This window comes from Sporosarcina sp. Y1004, from assembly GCF_057669665.1.
This window is the reverse complement of record NZ_JBYHFQ010000006.1, coordinates 155,710-175,959: the sequence shown is the minus strand read 5'-3', so window position 1 is coordinate 175,959 and position 20,250 is coordinate 155,710. Positions and strand designations below refer to the sequence as shown.

Sequence of the window (20,250 nt, the reverse complement as noted above, 5' to 3'; positions counted from 1 at the left end):
ACTACCTTCATATCCCCATCCCCCTTTTGAAAGCACTCTCGACAATATGGTCCAGATTGTTGAACACAAGTTAGACAACACTCTTAAACTAAACTGCCCCGTTAGTTGAACAAGATGATAAGTATTATGATTACTTTTAAGGGACTATTTCTATTTTACTGACGTTAAAAATGTAAATAATTCAGGGACTCTTTCTCTAAAAGACAAATAGTTATGTTCCGCATCTTTAACAATTTCAAACTTTGCATTTGGTATTTTTTCTTTTAAGATTTCATAAATGACTTTATTTGAAGCTAAAAATTCCTTATTTATTATTTCTTCATCTCCAGCTTCCTTAGTTCCGCAGTCTAAGTATAAACTTTCAATTAGTGACAAATCAGAACACTGTATTAACTTTTCAATTTCCTTCTGGTTACGATAAAAAGCTGAAGATAAAACCGCTACGCTTCTGAAAACTTGAGGATAACGACACATAGCGTAAGTGGAAATAAGTCCTCCTAAGGAAATTCCCGCCATTGCAGTACGGTTTTTTAATGTACGATATTTATTGTCTATGAATGGCTTTAGTTCATTTACTATAAAATCTACATATTGTATCCCTTTTCCACCAGCTAAACTTTCCTTACCTAATATTTTCTTGCTATATTCCCCGCTTATCCAAGGACAATATTCATTTATTCTTTCTTCTCTATTTTGGTCTATTCCGACAACGATAACTTCCAATTCATTTTCATCTAAATAATTTTCAAGTTTTAAAGACGTGCCACCAATTGCATCATTATCCTGAAAAACATTTTGCCCATCGTGCATATACAACACTGGGTAACTCTGATTTTCCTTGGTGTAATTTTTAGGTAGATATATTCTAATCAGTCTTTCTTGTTCGAATGAAGTTATATATAAATGAAATATTTCTAACATAACTATTCCACCTTTCGCTATCATTTCTATATTTTAAGTCATTCATAATTATTGTTATCCCTTATATACTTGATAACCTAATCTAGTTCAATAAGTAAAAAGGCTTTACTCCTTCTTGAAGTAAAGCACCCGTTAGTTGAATAAGAAATCACATTTTGCTAGATAAATCTCTTCATTGTAATCACTTAGACATTCTTTCATTATTTTTGCATCAAATGGTAAGTTTCTTTCTAAGAATCCCCATCCAACGAATTGGATTTGCATTGGTAGTTCAACAAGTCCTGTAATTGCATCCCAAAAAGCATCCCAATTTTCACCGTAAAAATTGGGGAAACCAAGCATATCTTTTAATAGCAAATGTAATTCTGTTGAAGATTTAATATTTGTTACATCAATCTTCACAGTGGGCTTTCGTTCGTTTATCAGATGGAACACCTCAATCAATTTATAGTGTGCTGTATTTTATCATTATTTCTTAATATATTTCTGTTCCTAATTCAACTAACCTGCTTCGTTAGTTAAATAAGGTGTAGTGAATATAAACGGGGTTATATTTACTGGTTTTTTGCAACACAAAAGGGAACTCTTTGAGTTCCTTTACTTGAACTAAAGCACCCGTTAGTTTAATAAGAATCAAAATCACACCAGCATTTTAGCCGTTTTTCTCTTTAAAAAAACTAGGTCCAGAAAAACAAGTCCAAGAGATAAACCTAGGGAGGTAGAAACTATGTTATACAAATCAAACTCTAATGATTTAAAGATATAGTCAGCAATATAAGTAAACCCACTTAAAAAAACAAAATAAGCAATAAATTTATACAGTCTTTTTCTTATTTCAATCCATTTTAATTTTCTCATATTGATAATTACCGCAATCATGAAATAAAAAAAAGAGAGAAAAAGAAAAATGATATAGCCGATTACAAATGCAAGAGAAAAAGAACTATCAATGTCCTTATATACAATGAATAATGTAGTAATTGTGCCTACTACAAACAGTACATAAATGATATAAGTTAAAATATTTTTCTTCATTTTACACCCCACTGATTTTCAATACCTTAACTTTTCATTAAGTATCTCAGTAAAATCCAAATTTGTTTATGAGTAATTTTTACCTTCTTCAGCTAACCTGCCCCGTTAGTTGAAGTAGAAAATCACTCATTTTTCTTAAAATAAATAGCTAATAATATGACTAATATGATTTCTGTAACAAAAACGAACCATAAAGCTGGTTGGATATGTTCTAATGGTGTTCCTCCTACTGAACCCACAGCAAGTTTACTTAACCAAACGTATTCACCCCAGATAATAATTGCAAGTAGTTGTGTAAATAACGCCACAATAACCAAAGGTATAAATTTTTTCAAACTCATTCCCCCTTATCTATAAATTTTACGTATAGGCTTCAAAAATCCACGTTTCATTCCTCATTTTTAGCTATCATTACTCAACTAAACTGCCCCGTTAGTTCAATAAGAAAAAGCCACCCTAACAGGCAACCACTTGTTGAACTGATGCACCCATTAGTTGAAGTACAACCTAGTGTACATTTAGTACAATGTGAAGAAACTTCTTTTTATTTTGCATGGTTATTTCGATTGTCTCTTCTAAAAAACACGTCTGTCATCAGCAATAATATACACCCTACTAAAATTACGCCGGCAATGATTGTTCCTCGCGTGTCCTCGCCCCATCTAGTCAAGATTGTATAGACTTGAAAGACACTCAAGAGAATGAGTCCGACTTTTAACGGTAATGTTTTTGTTTTCATGTTTATCACCTATTCCTAGTTTTCTATCTCTAATGCAGGCTTTTGATATTCAACTAACCTGCCCTTTTAGCACAATATGAGAAGCATTACTGTTGTTCCAGTAAAGCACCCGTTAGTTTAAGAACATTAAATTGACTATACTTTAGGCTCTGTTTTACTTGATTGGGATTTTTATAAAATACACTTAATCTTCCAATAACTAATATGTAATAATCGATCCATATAATTTTTCATAATCCGATCGTGTCATACCTAATAAATCCAAATCCTCAAAGATATCTCCTTTTTTAATATCATGCCTTAATGTTCCTTCAAATTGAAAGCCTATCTTTTCCATTACTTTTCGAGATGCAGGATTTCTGGACATACAGTGACCGTAAATTCTCTCTAAGCCAAGTTTTTCAAAACCGTAGCTATTCATAGAAGACGCAACTTCAGTTGCATAGCCTTTACCCCACTCGTTTTTATCAATAAAATAGGCGATTTCTGCCTTTTGATGACTACTGGAAATACTGACAAGTCCGCAATTCCCTATGTATTTTCCCGGATTTTCTTTCGGAAAAATTGCAAATTCAAAAGCAGTACCTTGTTTTGCACTTGTTTGTAAATAATCAATCCACTTATTCACAACAGCTTTTGGGTATGGATGTGGAATGGTAATCATTGTGTCAGCAATTTCCGCCTGTGACACTACCGAATATATAACATCTGCAAATTCATGTTCATATGATTTTAATAGCAACCGCTTTGTTTCTAATACCATTTGTCTGCCTCCGCTCAGCATTAATCCTATTGTTTCAGTAAAGCATCCGTTAGTTGAAGATGAATTACTTTAGGACTAAAGCATAATCAAGTATTTCTTGATAAAGTTCGTTCCAATCATGATAGTATTCTATTACTTCGCCTGGATTTATAAGAATTCTTTCGGCAGACTCAAACTGTGCTTGAAAATCATGTAATCGGTCAATGTTCATACGATAGAAAACTTGATATCCTACCTTTGGATAATTGTTACTTGCATCCCATTTCGGATTTTCATTGTGGTCAACTATAATATGACCTAAAAGAAAGGTACTTCCCGTTACATACCCCTCCTCATACGCTTCACGCTTTAAACAATTTTCAGGAGTTTCCTCATGTTCAATATGACCACCAGGAAAATCCCAACCTCTATGATTTAGATTAACCAAAAGTAGCTTTTCTTCTTTTAAACAAAAGCCGTGAACGCTTGTAATTAACTTTCTTGGAGGAAGTTGTGAATCACGTTTCCAGGTTAATTTTACTTTTGAATCTCCCCAATTCACATATTTGGTTGTCAATTCTTCACTCTCCCTTTAAATAGATTTTTCAGACTTTTAATTACGCTAAACTGCCCCTTTAGTAAAAAAAGGCTTTACCCCTTCTTGAAGTAAAGCACCCGTTAGTTTAAGTGTAAAGTTTCACAAACTTTCATTACGAATGGTTTCTGTTCTGTTTACTGTTTTATAGGTCTTTCAAAAATCAATTCATAGTATGACCCTATTGCAACTCCTGAAGTTGCAAAGTCAGGAGAGAAAATTTGAACAAAACGCCAGCCTTGTTTTGCGTGACTTTTAATTACTTCACGATAATCTTCATTAGGTTTACTAGATAACTTTTTAAACTCTATTTTTATAAAATTGTATTCATACATTTATTTCTCCTCCTTTTGATTTTGCGTCGTAAACAGACTAAGGATGTTTAATTTAACTATTTTTACGATTCGAATTGAAAAAAGTTTCAATTCGGAAAAATGTTGTTCAACTAAAGCACCCGTTAGTTGAATAAGGTAATAATAATCTTGCTATTTATATTGATTAAAATTTGTTTCATTTGGCATTACAGATTTAATGAATGCTATATCTTTTTCGTTAACATTAGGTGCGAAAAATTCCCTACCCCAATGTTCAGAATGAAAAATAGTTGTGGTATTTTCACTCAAAAAAATAGAGAACCATTTTAACTTACCCTCTGTATCTACATTGTTAAATAATAAATGATTTACAACATCTAGTGCTTTATTTCCCTTGAAGATAGTGAGTTTGTTTTCCGTAACTGTTTCAAATGAGTTTTTAAGCATAGATTTTGTTTCCTCGACAACCTCTTCTTCTTCATCCCAACAATGGATTTCTATAGTATCTGATTGTACTAAAAAATAGTTCATCAAAGGAACCCAGTAATCATTTTTTTCATATTCAGATACAGTGAAATGCAGTTGGTATATCATTTTAACATCTCCTTTTTAGTGTTTTTATAAATTAAACCTCAAATTCCTTATTCAACTAACCTGCACCTTTAGTTGAAGATTCGGTAACCGAAATTCGCTTTAACGATTGGATACATTTTCTATTATTGTAACTTAAATAGTAATAACCCACACTATTTTTTTAGTATCTCGGCTATTATTTATAAACGACTTTATTGTTTTTTAAATAACTTTATGTATCTGTAAACACCTTATTTGTAACTGCTCCAACAAGCCATCATAAACAATAGAAAATAAAAATAGAATCCAATCTAACGAAAACATATAAATAAATGCGATAAATCCAAAACAGTTTGTAAAAAACACACTATTTTAGAGCATAAATCATTTCTTTGTTTTTAGTATTAAATAATCACTTTAAACCCCTTAAAATCCATGACATCTTTTTCAATATGAATTATCAATGTTAAAACGGTAAACTCTAGTACTCTTCCTAAGACTTATCTATGATTACTTCAATATTCTTCTTATCTAAATATGCACGTCAGAAACATCTCAATTAAGGTGTATTAAGAGCATTTAGTTTACTTTCATACGGTGTAGTTATTAGAAAGAGTGTGAGGATTGGTGTGCTATAGAACTTCTGTGACAATGGATGTGTTCTATTGGTTTTAAGTACCCGCACACCCACAATAATCTTGATCTTTTAAAGTAGACTTCTCCGCTAAATACTCATAAGAAGACAAAAAGAATCCAATCTAGTAAAAGACAGGATTCTTTAAACTCAAGCATTTGCATTGCTAATATTGAATTTCTTCCTCTTTAGAACATCTATTTATATTATTATTGTTACTTATTATAGGTATTCCCTTAAATCAGATGCGACCTCTTCAACATCTAAATCCAAATAATGAGTGGTCACAGCGAGGTCAGAGTGAGATAAAGCTTTTGAAATTAGCGCAATGCTTGCACCCTTGTCTAATAGACTCTTAGCGCAACCTCTCCGTATGGCGTGTGCATTGATATTCTCAAGTCCATAGCGTTTAGCATATTTGTTAAGCTGTTTAGAGATGGAATTTTTTAAAAACTCGTAGCTCAAAAAAGAAGCTAGACTCTTTCTCTAGCTTCTCAAATACTAATTTTTCTTATTCAATAAGTTCATTACAGGCGAATAACTATCATGCGTCTTGCGTAAATCATCTGTATCCATCTGAATGTATCTTCTCATCGTTCGAATATCGCTCCAACCGCCCATCTTTTGAAGTGTGAATGAATCACAGCCATTGAGCGTCATATTCTTAGCCCATGTGTGACGATAAACGTGAGCTGTAACCTTTTTCCCCTTTATCCCTGCCTTATCAGCATAATATTTCAAACGCTTGTTAAAATGGTTCTGTCCTAAAGGCTCTCCCCACTGTGATAAAAAGAGCCTATCTGTCGTGAAATGCTTCTTGTTCTCTCCAATAAGCTGTATGAGCATTTTGACTGAGTGGACAGACATAGGTACGATACGAGGCTTACGGTTCTTATTGACCTCTGCTCTGAGTGTAATGAAGCGAGTTTGAAAGTCTATATCAACCGCCCTCAAACTCAGTAATTCATTTGCTCTTAGCCCACAGTCTAATAATAATGTCATCGCAACAAGGTCACGAAAACCAACGTAATCACGCTTCTCAGGCTGTCTAAACAACTCTTTGACATCATCATCAGTAAAACAGTTTGTAAGGTCTTCATCTTGCTTCAACAGCCTCACAGAGTCCATTGGGTTAAAAGCTATTAGCTCCTCACGCTCTAAATGGTTAAGCATTGCCTTAAAGACACGCAGACGGATATTTATCGTTGTATCCGCTAACCCCACTCCTCCAATTTTTTTGATGTATATATGCCCCTCATAACGAACTGCATCATGTTTCAAGTAGTTGATATAATCACGAAAAATTTGAGGCGTTAGCTCGTCAACGGTTTCAAACTCATAGTTCTTCACTAACCAATTTACAAAGTAACGCCAATTATTCTTATAGTCTTTTAAAGTACGTGGTCTAACACCTTCCGCACTTTTGTCAGAGACCACAAGGTCAATCGCTTGCTCAAAGCTAATCTTCGGATAGTCCTTCTCCATTGCCATTTTACCAACAGCTGTTCGTTTTTTCTTTTTCAAAACCATACAAAAAGCCTCCTCAATTTGTTATGTTTTGCAACATACAAATCAAAAAGGCTTGGTATTCACAACCCTAAATACATCATTTTAGGGTTGTGTTTACACTATTTCGGGATTGTGTACACATCAATTTCTACTGTTATTCATAATCCTGATTCAACATTTCAACAAAGCTGACTTCATCTAGGAATCAGCAGTCTGCTGGAGTTCCTGCTTTCTTAGCAGTTCTAAATGATGTACCGCAACCGCATGACGCAATAGCGTTCGGGTTATTTATTGTGAATCCGCCCCCCATGAGGGACTCTTTATAGTCAACTTGTGTGCCTTCAAGAACGCCTGCATCCTCACTCGAAACAAGAATTTGTAAACCATGCTGCTCGAGCAAAATGTCGTCAGCTGATTTTTCACTCTCAAAACCCATTCCGTATGTCAGACCACTGCATCCTCCGCCGTTCACAGCGACACGTAGAAATGATCCTTCTTCCTCATTATGACGCATCATTTCCCTAACATGAATTGCTGCTGCTTGTGTAACTTCAACAACCTGTGTCATTCGTGTTCACCTTCCCTTTGTTTTCTTTTCCTTATCATAACAAGGAATTCAGCCATAACGCAATCATAATAGCTCGTGCGTTTTGAAATATACGTTATAATAGAATATACTAGTTCGAAAGGAAGATTCAAGTGAAAATCTGCCCATTTCACGATAAAAAGGTAGTATATTTCCATTATAATATTCGTTTTACAACTTCGAAAATGAAATCAAGATTTACTCGAGTCTCTTCCTATGAGAGTAACTTTAAACCTGTCTATCCTGATCCCGCTATAGAAAGATGAGGAAATCACCTTTTGGAAATTGCAATTTTCGAAATTTTATGGAGAATCGGATATACTGAAGGGACGGTCCTCGGTTTTTAACGTGTCCTGGAAAGCCAGTGTACTTCAGCCGAACCAAAAATCATCGAACTAGCGAAAGAGTTAGGCAGGAAATTTGAACTTTGAAATAAAAAGACGGACCAATTTTCGGTCCGCCTAAAGGTTACATTAAAATACTTGTTCTACTTCAACGACTCCTGGAACTTCTTCCAGAAGAGCCCGCTCAATACCAGCCTTTAACGTTATTGTAGAGCTTGGGCAACTACCGCAAGCACCGAGAAGGCGTAGTTTCACGATACCATCCTCAATATCCACAAGTTCACAGTCCCCTCCATCACGAAGGAGGAATGGGCGTAATTTATTTAAAACTTCTTGTACTGGTTCAGTAAGCATTGTATCTGTCATTGTTTTTTAACTCTCCTTTCCTTATACTTATTATAAACTGGAAAGAAGAAAAAATCCATCATTCAAATCGAAAGGGGACAAAAAAATGAGTAAAAGCAACGCAATCATTGAAATTTATGGTGCAGATATTATTTGTGCCAGCTGTGTTAACGCACCTTCATCAAAGGATACATATGAGTGGCTGCAGGCAGCCATTGATAGAAAGTATCCTAATCAGCCATACGTAATCGACTACATCGACATCGAATCAGAAGTTACAGACGAAAAACATAAACATATTTCACAACAAATACAAGAGGATGTATATTTCTATCCGCTCGTTATGATCAATGACGAAATGATTGGTGAAGGTTATATTCAATTGAAGCCTGTATTTACTGCCCTTGAAAAGCACGGCTATGTTGCAACTGAATGAAATGATAATGCTTCAGTTTAATTGAGAACACAAAACACCCCTTCCCGCAGTCATGAATGCGAGTTAGGGGTGTTTTGTATCTAATTTATTATAGAAAAATGCCACCGCAAAGATAAAAAATCGATACGGTGACATCTAAGGAATTGTGATTCTGTGAGTTGGTAACGTATTTTAAAGTCTCTCAAACGTTTATGTGACCACGTTTAATGGCACTCTTATCCGTTATGCCATTTATACATCCAAAGAACGCCTGACTTCAATAGTCTTGCAATACGACCTGTTACGGTACGATCAGCAAGATATGCAAAGCCCTGCTTCTTACCAAGGGATCCAAGGAAACCTTTCAGCTTGATTTCAGGCATTTTCTCCGGTAAAGGTTCGTTGTTCCAGACGTTGCGCAGTACGCGTACAATCTGTTCCGCTTGTTCCTCAGCTACTTGTGCACTTGGTGCGTAAGGAAGCGCTGCGCAGTCCCCCACGACGTATACATCATTAAATTCAGGGAGCTGATGGTACATATTTAATTTAACGCGACCTGAACTGTCTTTTTCTGTATCAATATTTTCGACAGGCGCAACTGGACGAATTCCAGCTGTCCAAACAACAGCATCTACGGCAATCGTTTCTTCATGATTATAAAGCGTGGTTGGTTCCACTTTTGTAATGTTGGAGCTCGAAACAACGTCAACATTATGTTCATCAAACCATCCCTTGACATAATTACTGAGTCTCTCAGGGAAATCCCTTAAAATACGCGGTCCGCGATCGAACAATTTGATATTCAAATCCGGTCTACTTTCCCGCAGCTCACTTGCAAGCTCGATTCCACTTAAACCCGCTCCGACGATACCTATCGTAGCTCCGCCTCCAAGACCTAGGAGTTTCTCATAAGTAATCCTGGACTTACCAATTGTCTGGATACTATATGTATATTCCGAAGCACCTGGCACGTCATGATAGTTATCTTCACATCCTAGTCCAATAACAAGTTCATCAAACTTTATTTGCACGCCGTCGTCTAGATAGACACACTTTTCATCTGGTCTAATTTCGATAATTTCTCCACCGATAACTTTAAGTCTCTCATGTGTAGGAAGCGTAACGCGCACAATAGAATCCGATACCGTCCCTGACGCCAGCGCATAAAACTCTGTTTTCAAACTATGAAACGGTGTCCGGTCGACTAGTGTTATTTCTACATCTTCAGGAAGATCCTTTGTTAATAAACGAAGTAAGATACGCATATTTCCATATCCAGCACCTAAAAGCACAAGTTTTCTCATAATTTTTTCTCCTTTGTAAAACAATAATCCGTTGTTTTCCCAAATTCGATTATAACAGTTTGTGACACCTTTCACAATAAGACACGATTATTGACGAAAGAGGTAAAAAAGTGTAGGATTCCAAATAGGCGAGGTGATCATCGTGAATCCAATTGTCGAATTTTGCATGAGTAATATTGCAAATGGTTCACAGGAAACATTCGAGAAGTTGGAGAAAGATCCGGGTCTTGATGTTCTCGAATATGGCTGTTTAAGTTATTGCACTAAATGTACTGATACGCTTTACGCAATTGTAAATGGTGAAATTGTTGAAGCTGAGACAAATGACGAACTAACAGAACGTATCTATCAATTCATAGAAGACAATCCGCTCTTTTGAGCATTATGGCTACCCGTCAATCATTAACGGGTAGCTTTTTAGATTTAGAACTCCAATAATGTTTGATAGGAATATGTCGGTTTCTGTCTTTTCCCTATACCCTCTTCCAAGGAAGTAACTCCCCCTGCAACGTGAACGGTATCAATGCCAAAACGAATTCCCGCTTGTATATCCGTATCGTAATTATCACCAATCATAATCATCTCTTTTTTTAAGTAGTCATTCTCTTGCTGAATGAACTCAAGCATATATGACTCGGGTTTACCAACGAATAACGGAGATACACCACTTGCGTTTTCTAGCAACTTTACGAATGATCCATTTCCAGGGACAAGTCCTCTCTCTGTCGGAAACGCTTTGTCGCTGTTCGTCGCGATGAATTTTGCACCCTTACGTAATGCAAGACAGGCATCAGCCAATTTAGCATAGGTTATACTACGATCAATCCCCATGATGACAATGTCTGGATTCACCACTGCGAGCTCTATACCTTCAATTGCCAACGCTTCTTCCAATCCTTCTTCACCAATCATCATGACTGATGCGCCTTGAAAATTTTCCTTGCAGTACTTTGCAGCCGCAATGGCGGAAGTCATAATGTGCTTTCGATTTGCTTTAACTCCAAATGCTGCCAACTTCTCCTGAAGACGCAAGCGTGTCATAGAAGAATTATTAGTTACAAAATAAGGTTCCAAACCACTATTTTGTATTTTCTCAATAAAAGAGACCGCTTGCGGAATTGGTTCGATACCTCTGTAAACAGTCCCATCAAGGTCAAGGCAAATTGCTTTATAATTAGCAATACTCATTTATCTTCTGGGTAGAAAGCGGAGACTGGTCCGAGTTCATTTTCTAAGTAGTGGCGAACTTTGGTAGGGAATATGAGAAGTTCTTCCATCGATGCATTGAGTACGTTCTCAATCTCATTCACATCAATTTTGGTGAAATCACGGACAATCATTTTTCTTAACTCAATTACCCGTTTTAACGGATCTGCCATTTCCTTTGTAATAACTCGTTCGTCTTCCATGATGTCGATAATATCTTCATAACTTCCTGGATCACGCATGATAAAACCATCAATCATCGAGTTCCCGACATCAATAATCGATTCAATGATTACATGTGTTATCCGTTCAAGCGCAAGTGAATGAATTGTATCCTCTTGCCACTCACTTCCTTTTCTATATAACGCCAGCAAACTTTCCATATGGCTAAGTGATTCGCTAATTTGATTACGGTCGACAAAATACACTGACTTTCCCTCCTGATTGTTTAGACTATCAAATAATAATACTACATCTGATTCGATGAATTGAAAAGACCCGCGTGCGGATTTGGCATCCACTCGCGAGCCGGTTTACTCAGTAACCTCGGTTACCTGTATTTCTGGTGTTTCCGGAGTTTGCAGTACTTTTATTGTCTCCTGAACTTCCGGTTTAACCTTTTCCATTTTTTTCAATACGAAATAAGCACAGCCAAAATTACAGTATTCATACAAATAATCTTGTAATGTGTTAATTTTTGTTTCATACGTTGCTTTCTGGTTGGTATCATCGAAAAAACCTTTTAAACGGAGTTGTCCGTATCCCCAGTCACCAAGTATATAATCGTATTTAAGGAGCACGTCACTATATCTTGCAAGTAACGCTTCTTCATTAAATCCCTCACGGTAGTCAGTCATTATATCGAACTTCCAACTATCAATTACTATCATTCAACTTTCACCGCCAATTTAGCTTTGCAGTGCTGTTTCAAGTAGTTCATCACCTTGACGCTGCCTTTCCTTTGCGGCCGCGTTCACCTGTTCATCAGCATGGTAACTCGAACGTACAAGCGGACCAGCCTGACAGTGTGAGAACCCTTTAGACATTGCAATTTTTCTTAACTCCTCAAATTCTTGAGGCGAATAATACTTTTGTACTTTTAAATGTTTTTTAGTAGGCTGTAGATACTGGCCTATAGTCATTATATCAACTTTATGGGAGCGAAGGTCATCCATTGTCTCGAGAATTTCTTCATGTGTTTCACCAAGCCCTAACATCAATGAAGATTTTGTAGGGATGTCTGGCTGCATTTCTTTTGCACGGAGTAAAAGTTCGAGTGATCTGTCATAAGTTGCACGTGCACGAACTCTTGGTGTTAAGCGACGTACCGTTTCAATGTTATGATTCAGAATATCCGGTTTGGCGTCCATAAGACGTTCCAGATTCTCATATACACCGCCCATATCTGATGGCAGTACTTCAACAGTTGTAAACGGATTTTTTCTACGTATTGCACGAATTGTTTCAGCGAAAATTGCAGATCCTCCGTCTTTCTGGTCATCACGCGCTACCGCAGTAACAACTGTATGCTTTAGATTCATTAGAGCTACAGAATCCGCCACACGTTCCGGTTCTGCAATATCAAGTTCCGTAGGCAATCCTGTTTTAACTGCACAAAAACGGCATGCACGTGTACACACAGCACCCAGAATCATGAATGTAGCAGTTCGACGCTCACCCCAGCATTCATGGATATTTGGACAACGTGCTTCTTCACATACAGTATTTAAGTTATTTTCTCGCATCATTTTTTTAAGGTCTGTATAATTTTCATTCGTATTAAGCTTAATTTTTAACCAATCGGGCTTTCTTACATGTTCGGTTCTATTTCCTTGTTCCGGCTTGCATGACACGTCGACCGACTCCATTCCTCTGAACTTTTAATGTATTTCAACTACTGTTGTCAATGTATCATATATTTAGACTTCAAACAACCGTCATAACGCTATAATTCTGACTCTTATTAGTTATTAAAAAAAGGTAGCGCTTGTATCCTGCGCTACCTTTCTTCAATCAATGTCCACCCAAATAAGCTTTCTTAATCTCTTCACTGGCCTGTAATTCCTCTGCAGTTCCTGACAAAATAACTCGACCTGTTTCTAGGACATATGCCCTATCCGCAATTGATAATGCCATATTTGCATTTTGTTCAACAAGAAGAATTGTCGTTCCTTCTTTATTAATATCCCTAACAACTTGAAATATTGTTTTTACCATTAAAGGCGCAAGTCCCATTGACGGCTCGTCCAAGAACAGTAACTTTGGTTTGGCCATGATAGCTCTACCCATCGCCAACATTTGTTGTTCTCCACCGGACAAGGTTCCAGCCGATTGCTTACGCCGCTCATGCAAGCGAGGGAAGATTTCGTATACTTTTTGGAAGTCCTGTTGAATACCTGCTTTATCTTTTCGTAGAAATGCACCTAATTCGATATTCTCTTCAACACTCATTTCTGCGAATACTCGTCTTCCTTCAGGAACGTGGGAAATTCCCGCCTTTACGATAGACTGAGCGGGTTTACCCACTATTGACTGGTCCATGTATTCAATGGATCCCACTTTAGGCTTCAATAAACCTGATAATGTTTTCAACAAGGTACTCTTCCCAGCGCCATTCGCACCGATTAATGTAACAATTTCACCCTGATCCACATTCAATGAAACGCCTTTAAGGGCATGGATACTACCGTAATATACGTTTAAGTTTTCAACTTTTAACATGCTCATTCGTGAACTTCCTCCCCTAAATAAGCCTCGATCACTTTCGGATTATTACGGATTTCTTCAGGAGTTCCTTCAGCAAGGAGTACACCGTGGTCCAATACGTAAATACGTTCACAAATTCCCATAACCAAATTCATATCGTGTTCAATCAACAAAATGGTTAGATTAAACTTTTTACGAACAAAAGCGATTAACTCCATTAATTCTTTCGTTTCCTGCGGATTCATTCCAGCTGCCGGTTCATCAAGTAGTAGCAACTGTGGTCCTGTGGCTAACGCTCGTGCAATTTCCAGCCTGCGCTGTTTCCCATATGCCAGGTTCTTTGCCTCTTCATCTTTATATTTATCCAGTTCGAAGATTTTCAGAAACTCCATCGCTTTTTCTTCCATTTCTTTTTCACCAGCGAAATGGGAAGGAAGGCGTAACATAGAACTCAGAACAGAATGCTTTGCTAGTGAGTGATAAGCTACTTTTACATTATCCAAAACAGATAGCTCATTGAACAATCGGATATTTTGAAACGTTCGACCAATTCCTCTACGGGTTACTTGAAAAGGAGCCATCCCATTAATGCGTTTACCATTAAATAATATATCGCCTTCAGTGGGCGTATAAACGCCCGTCAAAAGGTTGAAACTCGTTGTCTTACCTGCACCATTCGGTCCAATTAGACCAATTAGTTCGCCTCGATTGATTTCCATGTTAAAATTCGAAACAGCTTTCAGCCCGCCAAACTGTATACCGACATCTTTAATTTTAAGTAACGGTTCACTTGTCATGCTGGCTGCCTCCTTTCGAACCTCTCCACAATTTGAAGTAATCCGTTATTTCCATTGTACCCATTAAACCTTTTGGACGATAAAGCATCACGATGATGAGTACAAGACTATAGATGATCATCCGTGTCTCAGGATAACCTTGCAAGAACGTGGACACTATCGTTAACAAAACCGTTGCAACAATTGCGCCTGATAAACTTCCTAAACCGCCCAACACTACATAGATCAGGATATCAATGGACTTTAAGAACCCGAAGTTTGAAGGTTGAATGATATAAAAGTTATGAGCATATAATGCGCCTGCGATACCAGCAAAGAAAGAACCAATCGCGAACGCCAATACTTTATAATACGTTGTGTTTATCCCCATTGCATCGGATGCAATTTCATTTTCACGAACAGAGATACAAGCTCGACCATGTCTTGAATTTGTAAAATTGACGATAACGACAATTGTGACGAAAAGACAGATAAATGCAGAAGTCCATGTAGTTGCATGCGTAACTTGCATCCCCGCTGCTCCGCCCACATATTCGATATTCAAAAATACTATTCGAATGATTTCCGCAAAACCAAGTGTGGCGATCGCAAGGTAATCCCCGCGTAGCCGCAAACTAGGTATTCCTATTATCAACCCTGCAATTGTAGCAATTAGTCCTGCGGCTAGTATAGCAACCGGAAATGGTAGGTTTAGTTTCATTGTCACGATGGCCGAGATATATGCACCTACTGCCAAGAACCCGGCATGACCAAGTGAAAACTGTCCTGTAATACCAATTACTAAATGCAAACTGACCGCGAGCATTATATTAATGGCCATAAAAATTAATGTATTAGAGTGAAAGGTATTCAATATGCCTACATTAAGAAGCACTTGAACAACTGTATAAATGATAAGAGATGAAGCAACAAATGACCAAAACTGTTTCGACTTTTTCATGACTTTGTTTCACCTACACTTTCTCACGTGTATTTTTACCAAAGAGCCCAGACGGTTTGAAGATGAGTATTAAAATCAATATGACGAATGCCGCGGCATCTCTCCATAGAGAGAACCCGAGCGCACTGACAAACGTTTCTACAACTCCAAGCACAAGACCTCCAGCCATGGCACCTGGAATTATTCCAATTCCACCAAGGACAGCAGCAACGAATGCTTTCAAACCAGGAATAATACCCATTAATGGGTCAATCTTTGTATAATAAATACCGAAAATAACGCCCGCTGCACCAGCTAAAGCTGATCCAATCGCAAACGTAGCCGAGATTGTGTTGTCGACATTAATTCCCATAAGCTTAGCTGCTTCAGCATCATAGGAAACAGCTCGCATCGCTTTTCCGATTTTTGTTTTATGTACAATGAATTGTAGAATGATCATTAGAGTAACAGAAACAGATAGAATTAAGATTGCTTGACTGCTGATTTGAGCACCGAAAAAATCAAAAGATTTATTGCGTAATACTTCAGGATACGCATCAGGTTGCGCACCACGCATATAAATGACACCATTTTGAATTAGAAGAGAAACCCCAATTGCTGTAATCAATGCAGCAATTCTCGTTGCATTCCGTAATCTCTTATAAGCGATTCGTTCAATAAGAACGCCAATAATTGCACAGGAAACCATTGATAATAGTAATGCAGGGATAAACCCGAGTCCCCAACCAGCAATGGAGTAATACCCAATAAACGCACCTATCATAAATATTTCACCATGCGCAAAGTTAATCAATTTTATGATCCCATAAACCATTGTGTAACCTAGTGCAATTAACGCATAAATGCTACCGAGTGAAATACCGTTTATTAGCTGTTGTAACCATTCCATGAACTTCTCACTCCTTTTCCAGCTCTAAAGTAAGGATTAAAAAAGAATGGGAGGAGGACATCCTCCCCCCATTCTTACAGTTTAAATTAAGGATTAACTTTTGTTTTAAAGACTTGTTCGCCATCTTTGAATTCAAGAATAGTAGCAGATTTGATTGGGTGATGGTTTTCATCAACCGAATACAATCCAGTGATCAATTCAAGATCTTTCGTTTCAGCAAGGGCATCTTTAATTTTGACTGAATCCGGACCGCCTGCGCGTTTGATAGCATCAGCTAAAAGATACACTGTATCGTAACCTAGTGCGTTGAATGCATCAGGTGATTTACTGAATTTCTCATTGAACTTATCGTTAAAGTCTTGAATGATGCCATCTGGATCTTCAGATGAATAGTGATTTGTTGTGAATGTATTGTTCAATGCATCTGCACCAGCAAGCTCAATTAGAGTAGGAGAATCCCATCCATCTGCTCCCATTAGTGGAACATCGATACCCATTTCACGAGCCTGTTTAACGATTAGTCCTACTTCTTCATAATATCCAGGGATGAAGATGAATTCAGGATTCGCGGCTTTAATACGAGTTAGCGTTGAACGGAAATCAGAATCCTTACCTACGTAAGATTCTTCAGCAATAATTTTACCGCCTGCTTTTTCAAAATCTTTTTTGAATGATGCAGCAAGACCTTTTGAATAATCGCTTGCATTATCAGTGAAAATCGCTACGTTTTTAACACCAAGATCGTTAGCTGCAAAGTTTGCTGCAACCGTTCCTTGGAATGGATCGATGAATGAAGTACGGAAAACGAATTCATTCACACTTCCGTCTTCTTTGACTGTTACTGTAGGGCTTGTTCCAGATGGACTGATAAGCGGTGTTTCGTTGCCGTTCGCAATTTCAGCCTGTGCAACAGTAGCACCACTCGTTGCCGCACCGATGATTGCAACTACTTTATCCTGAGTGATCAATTTAAGTGCTGCACTCGTAGCCTCAGCAGGATCGGATTTATTATCAACTTTCACAAGTTCGATTTCTTGACCATCAATTCCGCCATCTGCGTTTATTTCTTCAACAGCAAGTTCAATTCCTGATAACTCTGAAGTACCATAAGAAGCAACATTACCTGACAATTCAAGGTTGACCCCGATTTTAATCGTATCGCCATCCTTAGAGCCGCCTGTGCTTCCTTCTTCAGCCTTCTCTCCTGCACACCCTGCCAGTATTCCGACAGCTAGTGCCGAAACGGCAAATACACTTACAAATTTTTTCATTTTCAAATGAAATCCCCCTTTTTATTGATATTTCAGATAATTAAAATCGTTCCTCCCCCATAAGAAAACTAACGATTCTCTTTTCCTAGAAATATCACTTTTTTCCTACTTACAAGCCCATTGTAAAACAAACTTCTTATTCAGTCTATAGCAATTTTCATATAATTATATTTCACTGAATAAAATATTTGACCTAGTAAATTTTTACAGTTATTTTTTGTATTATTATCACTAGATTAAATCCAGTTTATTCCTCCTTTACGATCACATAGGACCAAAAAATAGTGTTTTATTAATCTCATATCACTTTTTGGTCTTAATGCCTAGTATATACACCTATCAGACTATTGTCAAAACATTTTTTTGTTAGAAAACTATTATTATTATAATAAAAAAGCGGTAGCCTAAGCCACCGCTTTTTAGTATAAGATTATCAATACTATTAATGTGCCACTTTACTAGCCCGCATTGTCCAGACAGTAAAAAATACTAACAAAATAATAATAACGCCAACGAGTCCGATCCAGATTGAACCTGTAATGCCTAGAATGATATAGCCCATCGCAGCGATTACAGCACTGATTAGCGCGTAAGGAAACTGTGTCGAAACATGATCAATATGGTTACATCCTGCACCTGTAGCAGATAGAATCGTCGTATCAGAAATCGGCGAAGCGTGATCTCCGAATACAGCCCCCGCAAGAACTGCAGCAAGCGCCGGCAGTAACATTTCCGGTGCCGCTTCAATCATGATTGTTCCCGCAATCGGCAGAAGAATACCGAACGACCCCCAAGAACTTCCGGTTGAAAAAGCCATAATGCAAGCAAGTATGAACATAATAACAGGCAAGAATGAAACCGGTATATTTGATTTCATTACAAGGTCAGATAAGAATAGACCCGTTTCAAGTGTTCCGATTAAGAACGATAGTGACCAAGCAAAAATAAGGATTAAAACAGGCGGCATCATAGAATTCATTCCATTTATAAACGCACTGCCCATAAGCGAAAAGCTCGCCGTTTCATTATTTTTCATCTGCTGCATATATAACGCTGCCGCAACTAGGGTAGCTATAATTCCACCCGCCAACAATGAAAGTGCGACATCCGTACTTTCAAAGATCGAGAAGATATTCATCGATCCTCCGATAAGATAGCCAGACACAAACATCGCCGCAAATGTTACTACAACGAGTGTGACAATCGGCGCCACAAGATCTCGTACGCGGCCATGCGTATGTACAGGAAATTCCTCTTTCAATTGACCCGGAATTTCTTTGTCGGGGTCAAATAATTGGCCTGTTTCAGTTGCAAGTTGTTCATGTTTCTTCATATCGAATAGATCGAAATTGGTCCATGCAAGGAAGAATACCATTGCGAGTGTTGCGATAACGTAAAAATTCATGGGTGCCATCATTACGAACGCGGATAATGGCGAATAACTGATTGCTGCTGCACCGCCAAATATAAGGGCGAGTTGTCCGATTAAAAAGGCACCCCAGCTTGAAATTGGTGAAATGACACAAATCGGTGCTGAAGTCGAGTCGATGAAATAAGCCAATTTCGCTCTTGAAACCCTGTGCTGATCCGTAATCGGACGCGCGATTTGTCCCACTGCCAATGCATTGAAATAATCATCCACAAAAATAGCAAGACCGAGTGATACCGTGAGCAATTTTGCCCCACGTTTTGTTTTAATATGGCGTACTGCCCATTCTGCAAATGCTCTGCTACCTCCAGACAAGCTAACGAAAGCAGTGATAACACCTAAGAGCAGGATAAATAGAACAATGTAAATATTTGCTGTATTTAGTCCACCATCCCAAAATGTCGCTTTAATGGATTGCCATAATATGCTCAGCGTTTCTACAGGAGCGAATGACGCCGCTAGCAAAGCACCTGAGACGATTCCTGCACCTAGCGATAACAGCACCCTTTTTGTTGCAAACACCATAATAATGGCGATTAGTGGTGGTAATATTGATACCCAAGTTCCAATCATTTTCTATTCCTCCATTTTGTCGGGTCGAGGCCCTTTCAAGGGGGAATACAAAAAACCGACTGCTAATTACACTTCTCGAGTGTAATTGGAGCCGGCTTTATCTACGTTTCGTTTGTTGGATAAATAATACAGCTTATCTAACTCACGACTTGTAGCTCATCATACATGTTCTTAAGACGTATGACAGTGTTATCCCTATTCGGAACAACCCCAGCCTGATAGATCTCGACGATCTTACCACGCTTCGGCAAAGCTTCCTTTTGCACACGGTCATCGGTGTCAATCTCGCGTGTGTGACTAATAAGCAATGCAGCCTCTACCCAATCGATATTTCTAATCCTCTAATAGCCTATCAGTTATCCGCAGCATTTTCAAGTATTCTT

25 protein-coding genes, 1 pseudogene and 1 riboswitch are annotated in these 20,250 nt (G+C 37.8%); of the genes and pseudogenes, 2 read left to right on the top strand and 24 right to left on the bottom strand.

The window, feature by feature from the left end; all coding sequences use genetic code 11:
- Nucleotides 1–150: 150 nt before the first annotated feature.
- The 13 genes and pseudogenes from AC25Y6_RS06825 to AC25Y6_RS06765 all read right to left on the bottom strand — a co-directional run bounded on the left by AC25Y6_RS06825 (nucleotide 151) and on the right by AC25Y6_RS06765 (nucleotide 8,358).
- The gene (locus AC25Y6_RS06825) at nucleotides 151–921 is read right to left on the bottom strand and encodes an alpha/beta hydrolase (RefSeq protein WP_488138852.1); all 771 of its coding nucleotides are present in this window, start codon (nucleotides 919–921) and stop codon (nucleotides 151–153) included.
- A 132-nt stretch (nucleotides 922–1,053) separates the two neighbouring features.
- Nucleotides 1,054–1,347, bottom strand: coding sequence for a barstar family protein (locus AC25Y6_RS06820; protein WP_488142450.1), 294 nt, complete (start codon nucleotides 1,345–1,347; stop codon nucleotides 1,054–1,056).
- A 213-nt stretch (nucleotides 1,348–1,560) separates the two neighbouring features.
- A complete protein-coding gene (locus AC25Y6_RS06815; protein ID WP_488138851.1) occupies nucleotides 1,561–1,956 on the bottom strand; it encodes a hypothetical protein in 396 nt (131 codons plus the stop codon).
- A 122-nt stretch (nucleotides 1,957–2,078) separates the two neighbouring features.
- Nucleotides 2,079–2,291, bottom strand: a complete 213-nt coding sequence (locus AC25Y6_RS06810; protein ID WP_488138850.1) for a hypothetical protein — start codon at nucleotides 2,289–2,291, stop codon at nucleotides 2,079–2,081.
- Nucleotides 2,292–2,500: 209 nt separating this feature from the next.
- Nucleotides 2,501–2,695 carry a hypothetical protein gene (locus tag AC25Y6_RS06805; RefSeq protein WP_488138849.1) on the bottom strand — a complete coding sequence of 65 codons (195 nt, stop codon included), beginning with the start codon at nucleotides 2,693–2,695 and terminating at the stop codon, nucleotides 2,501–2,503.
- Between the two features lie 199 nt (nucleotides 2,696–2,894).
- Nucleotides 2,895–3,458, bottom strand: coding sequence for a GNAT family N-acetyltransferase (locus AC25Y6_RS06800; protein WP_488142444.1), 564 nt, complete (start codon nucleotides 3,456–3,458; stop codon nucleotides 2,895–2,897).
- A 64-nt stretch (nucleotides 3,459–3,522) separates the two neighbouring features.
- On the bottom strand, nucleotides 3,523–4,014 hold the full coding sequence (locus AC25Y6_RS06795) for an NUDIX hydrolase (RefSeq protein WP_488142443.1): 492 nt from the start codon (nucleotides 4,012–4,014) through the stop codon (nucleotides 3,523–3,525).
- 155 nt (nucleotides 4,015–4,169) lie between these two features.
- Complete coding sequence (locus AC25Y6_RS06790) at nucleotides 4,170–4,367, bottom strand: DUF4177 domain-containing protein (RefSeq protein WP_488142442.1); 198 nt, start codon at nucleotides 4,365–4,367, stop codon at nucleotides 4,170–4,172.
- Nucleotides 4,368–4,517: 150 nt separating this feature from the next.
- Nucleotides 4,518–4,940, bottom strand: a complete 423-nt coding sequence (locus tag AC25Y6_RS06785) for a hypothetical protein (RefSeq protein ID WP_488142441.1) — start codon at nucleotides 4,938–4,940, stop codon at nucleotides 4,518–4,520.
- An 835-nt stretch (nucleotides 4,941–5,775) separates the two neighbouring features.
- Nucleotides 5,776–5,997 (bottom strand): annotated as a pseudogene (locus AC25Y6_RS06780) (tyrosine-type recombinase/integrase); the annotation flags it as partial.
- A 57-nt stretch (nucleotides 5,998–6,054) separates the two neighbouring features.
- Nucleotides 6,055–7,083 carry a tyrosine-type recombinase/integrase gene (locus AC25Y6_RS06775; RefSeq protein ID WP_488142440.1) on the bottom strand — a complete coding sequence of 343 codons (1,029 nt, stop codon included), beginning with the start codon at nucleotides 7,081–7,083 and terminating at the stop codon, nucleotides 6,055–6,057.
- A gap of 184 nt (nucleotides 7,084–7,267) precedes the next feature.
- A complete protein-coding gene (locus tag AC25Y6_RS06770) occupies nucleotides 7,268–7,630 on the bottom strand; it encodes a HesB/IscA family protein (RefSeq protein ID WP_488142439.1) in 363 nt (120 codons plus the stop codon).
- A gap of 491 nt (nucleotides 7,631–8,121) precedes the next feature.
- Nucleotides 8,122–8,358, bottom strand: coding sequence for a NifU family protein (locus AC25Y6_RS06765; protein WP_482102233.1), 237 nt, complete (start codon nucleotides 8,356–8,358; stop codon nucleotides 8,122–8,124).
- 85 nt (nucleotides 8,359–8,443) lie between these two features.
- Between AC25Y6_RS06765 and AC25Y6_RS06760 the strand changes: the two genes are divergently transcribed.
- Entirely contained in the window at nucleotides 8,444–8,773 is a 330-nt protein-coding gene (locus tag AC25Y6_RS06760) for a YuzD family protein (protein WP_482102234.1), read from the top strand.
- Between the two features lie 215 nt (nucleotides 8,774–8,988).
- On the opposite strand, the gene AC25Y6_RS06755 is transcribed toward AC25Y6_RS06760, so the two are convergent.
- On the bottom strand, nucleotides 8,989–10,056 hold the full coding sequence (locus AC25Y6_RS06755) for an NAD(P)/FAD-dependent oxidoreductase (protein ID WP_482102235.1): 1,068 nt from the start codon (nucleotides 10,054–10,056) through the stop codon (nucleotides 8,989–8,991).
- 142 nt (nucleotides 10,057–10,198) lie between these two features.
- On the opposite strand from AC25Y6_RS06755, the gene AC25Y6_RS06750 reads away from it, so the two are divergent.
- Complete coding sequence (locus AC25Y6_RS06750) at nucleotides 10,199–10,435, top strand: YuzB family protein (RefSeq protein WP_482102236.1); 237 nt, start codon at nucleotides 10,199–10,201, stop codon at nucleotides 10,433–10,435.
- A 44-nt stretch (nucleotides 10,436–10,479) separates the two neighbouring features.
- Here AC25Y6_RS06750 and AC25Y6_RS06745 read toward each other — a convergent pair whose 3' ends face one another.
- The 10 genes from AC25Y6_RS06745 to AC25Y6_RS06700 all read right to left on the bottom strand — a co-directional run bounded on the left by AC25Y6_RS06745 (nucleotide 10,480) and on the right by AC25Y6_RS06700 (nucleotide 19,867).
- Entirely contained in the window at nucleotides 10,480–11,244 is a 765-nt protein-coding gene (locus AC25Y6_RS06745; protein WP_488142438.1) for a TIGR01457 family HAD-type hydrolase, read from the bottom strand.
- Entirely contained in the window at nucleotides 11,241–11,690 is a 450-nt protein-coding gene (locus tag AC25Y6_RS06740; protein ID WP_482102238.1) for a DUF86 domain-containing protein, read from the bottom strand. Before AC25Y6_RS06740 ends, AC25Y6_RS06745 begins: the two co-directional genes overlap by 4 nt.
- 105 nt (nucleotides 11,691–11,795) lie before the next feature.
- Nucleotides 11,796–12,152, bottom strand: coding sequence for a YutD family protein (locus AC25Y6_RS06735; protein ID WP_488142437.1), 357 nt, complete (start codon nucleotides 12,150–12,152; stop codon nucleotides 11,796–11,798).
- Nucleotides 12,153–12,170: 18 nt separating this feature from the next.
- Nucleotides 12,171–13,130, bottom strand: coding sequence for a lipoyl synthase (gene lipA / locus AC25Y6_RS06730; protein ID WP_482102240.1), 960 nt, complete (start codon nucleotides 13,128–13,130; stop codon nucleotides 12,171–12,173).
- A gap of 145 nt (nucleotides 13,131–13,275) precedes the next feature.
- Nucleotides 13,276–13,983, bottom strand: coding sequence for an ABC transporter ATP-binding protein (locus AC25Y6_RS06725; protein WP_482102356.1), 708 nt, complete (start codon nucleotides 13,981–13,983; stop codon nucleotides 13,276–13,278).
- Between the two features lie 2 nt (nucleotides 13,984–13,985).
- Complete coding sequence (locus AC25Y6_RS06720) at nucleotides 13,986–14,765, bottom strand: ABC transporter ATP-binding protein (protein ID WP_488142436.1); 780 nt, start codon at nucleotides 14,763–14,765, stop codon at nucleotides 13,986–13,988.
- Nucleotides 14,755–15,705, bottom strand: coding sequence for a branched-chain amino acid ABC transporter permease (locus tag AC25Y6_RS06715; protein WP_488142435.1), 951 nt, complete (start codon nucleotides 15,703–15,705; stop codon nucleotides 14,755–14,757). The genes AC25Y6_RS06720 and AC25Y6_RS06715 overlap by 11 nt, the downstream gene beginning before the upstream one ends.
- A gap of 13 nt (nucleotides 15,706–15,718) precedes the next feature.
- Nucleotides 15,719–16,594 (bottom strand): branched-chain amino acid ABC transporter permease, encoded by an 876-nt coding sequence (locus tag AC25Y6_RS06710; protein WP_482102243.1) that lies wholly within the window; start codon nucleotides 16,592–16,594, stop codon nucleotides 15,719–15,721.
- 86 nt (nucleotides 16,595–16,680) lie between these two features.
- Complete coding sequence (locus AC25Y6_RS06705; RefSeq protein WP_482105894.1) at nucleotides 16,681–17,865, bottom strand: ABC transporter substrate-binding protein; 1,185 nt, start codon at nucleotides 17,863–17,865, stop codon at nucleotides 16,681–16,683.
- A gap of 442 nt (nucleotides 17,866–18,307) precedes the next feature.
- A complete protein-coding gene (locus AC25Y6_RS06700; protein ID WP_488142434.1) occupies nucleotides 18,308–19,867 on the bottom strand; it encodes a Na+/H+ antiporter NhaC family protein in 1,560 nt (519 codons plus the stop codon).
- A 144-nt stretch (nucleotides 19,868–20,011) separates the two neighbouring features.
- Nucleotides 20,012–20,194: riboswitch (Lysine riboswitch) on the bottom strand.
- Nucleotides 20,195–20,250 lie beyond the last annotated feature (56 nt).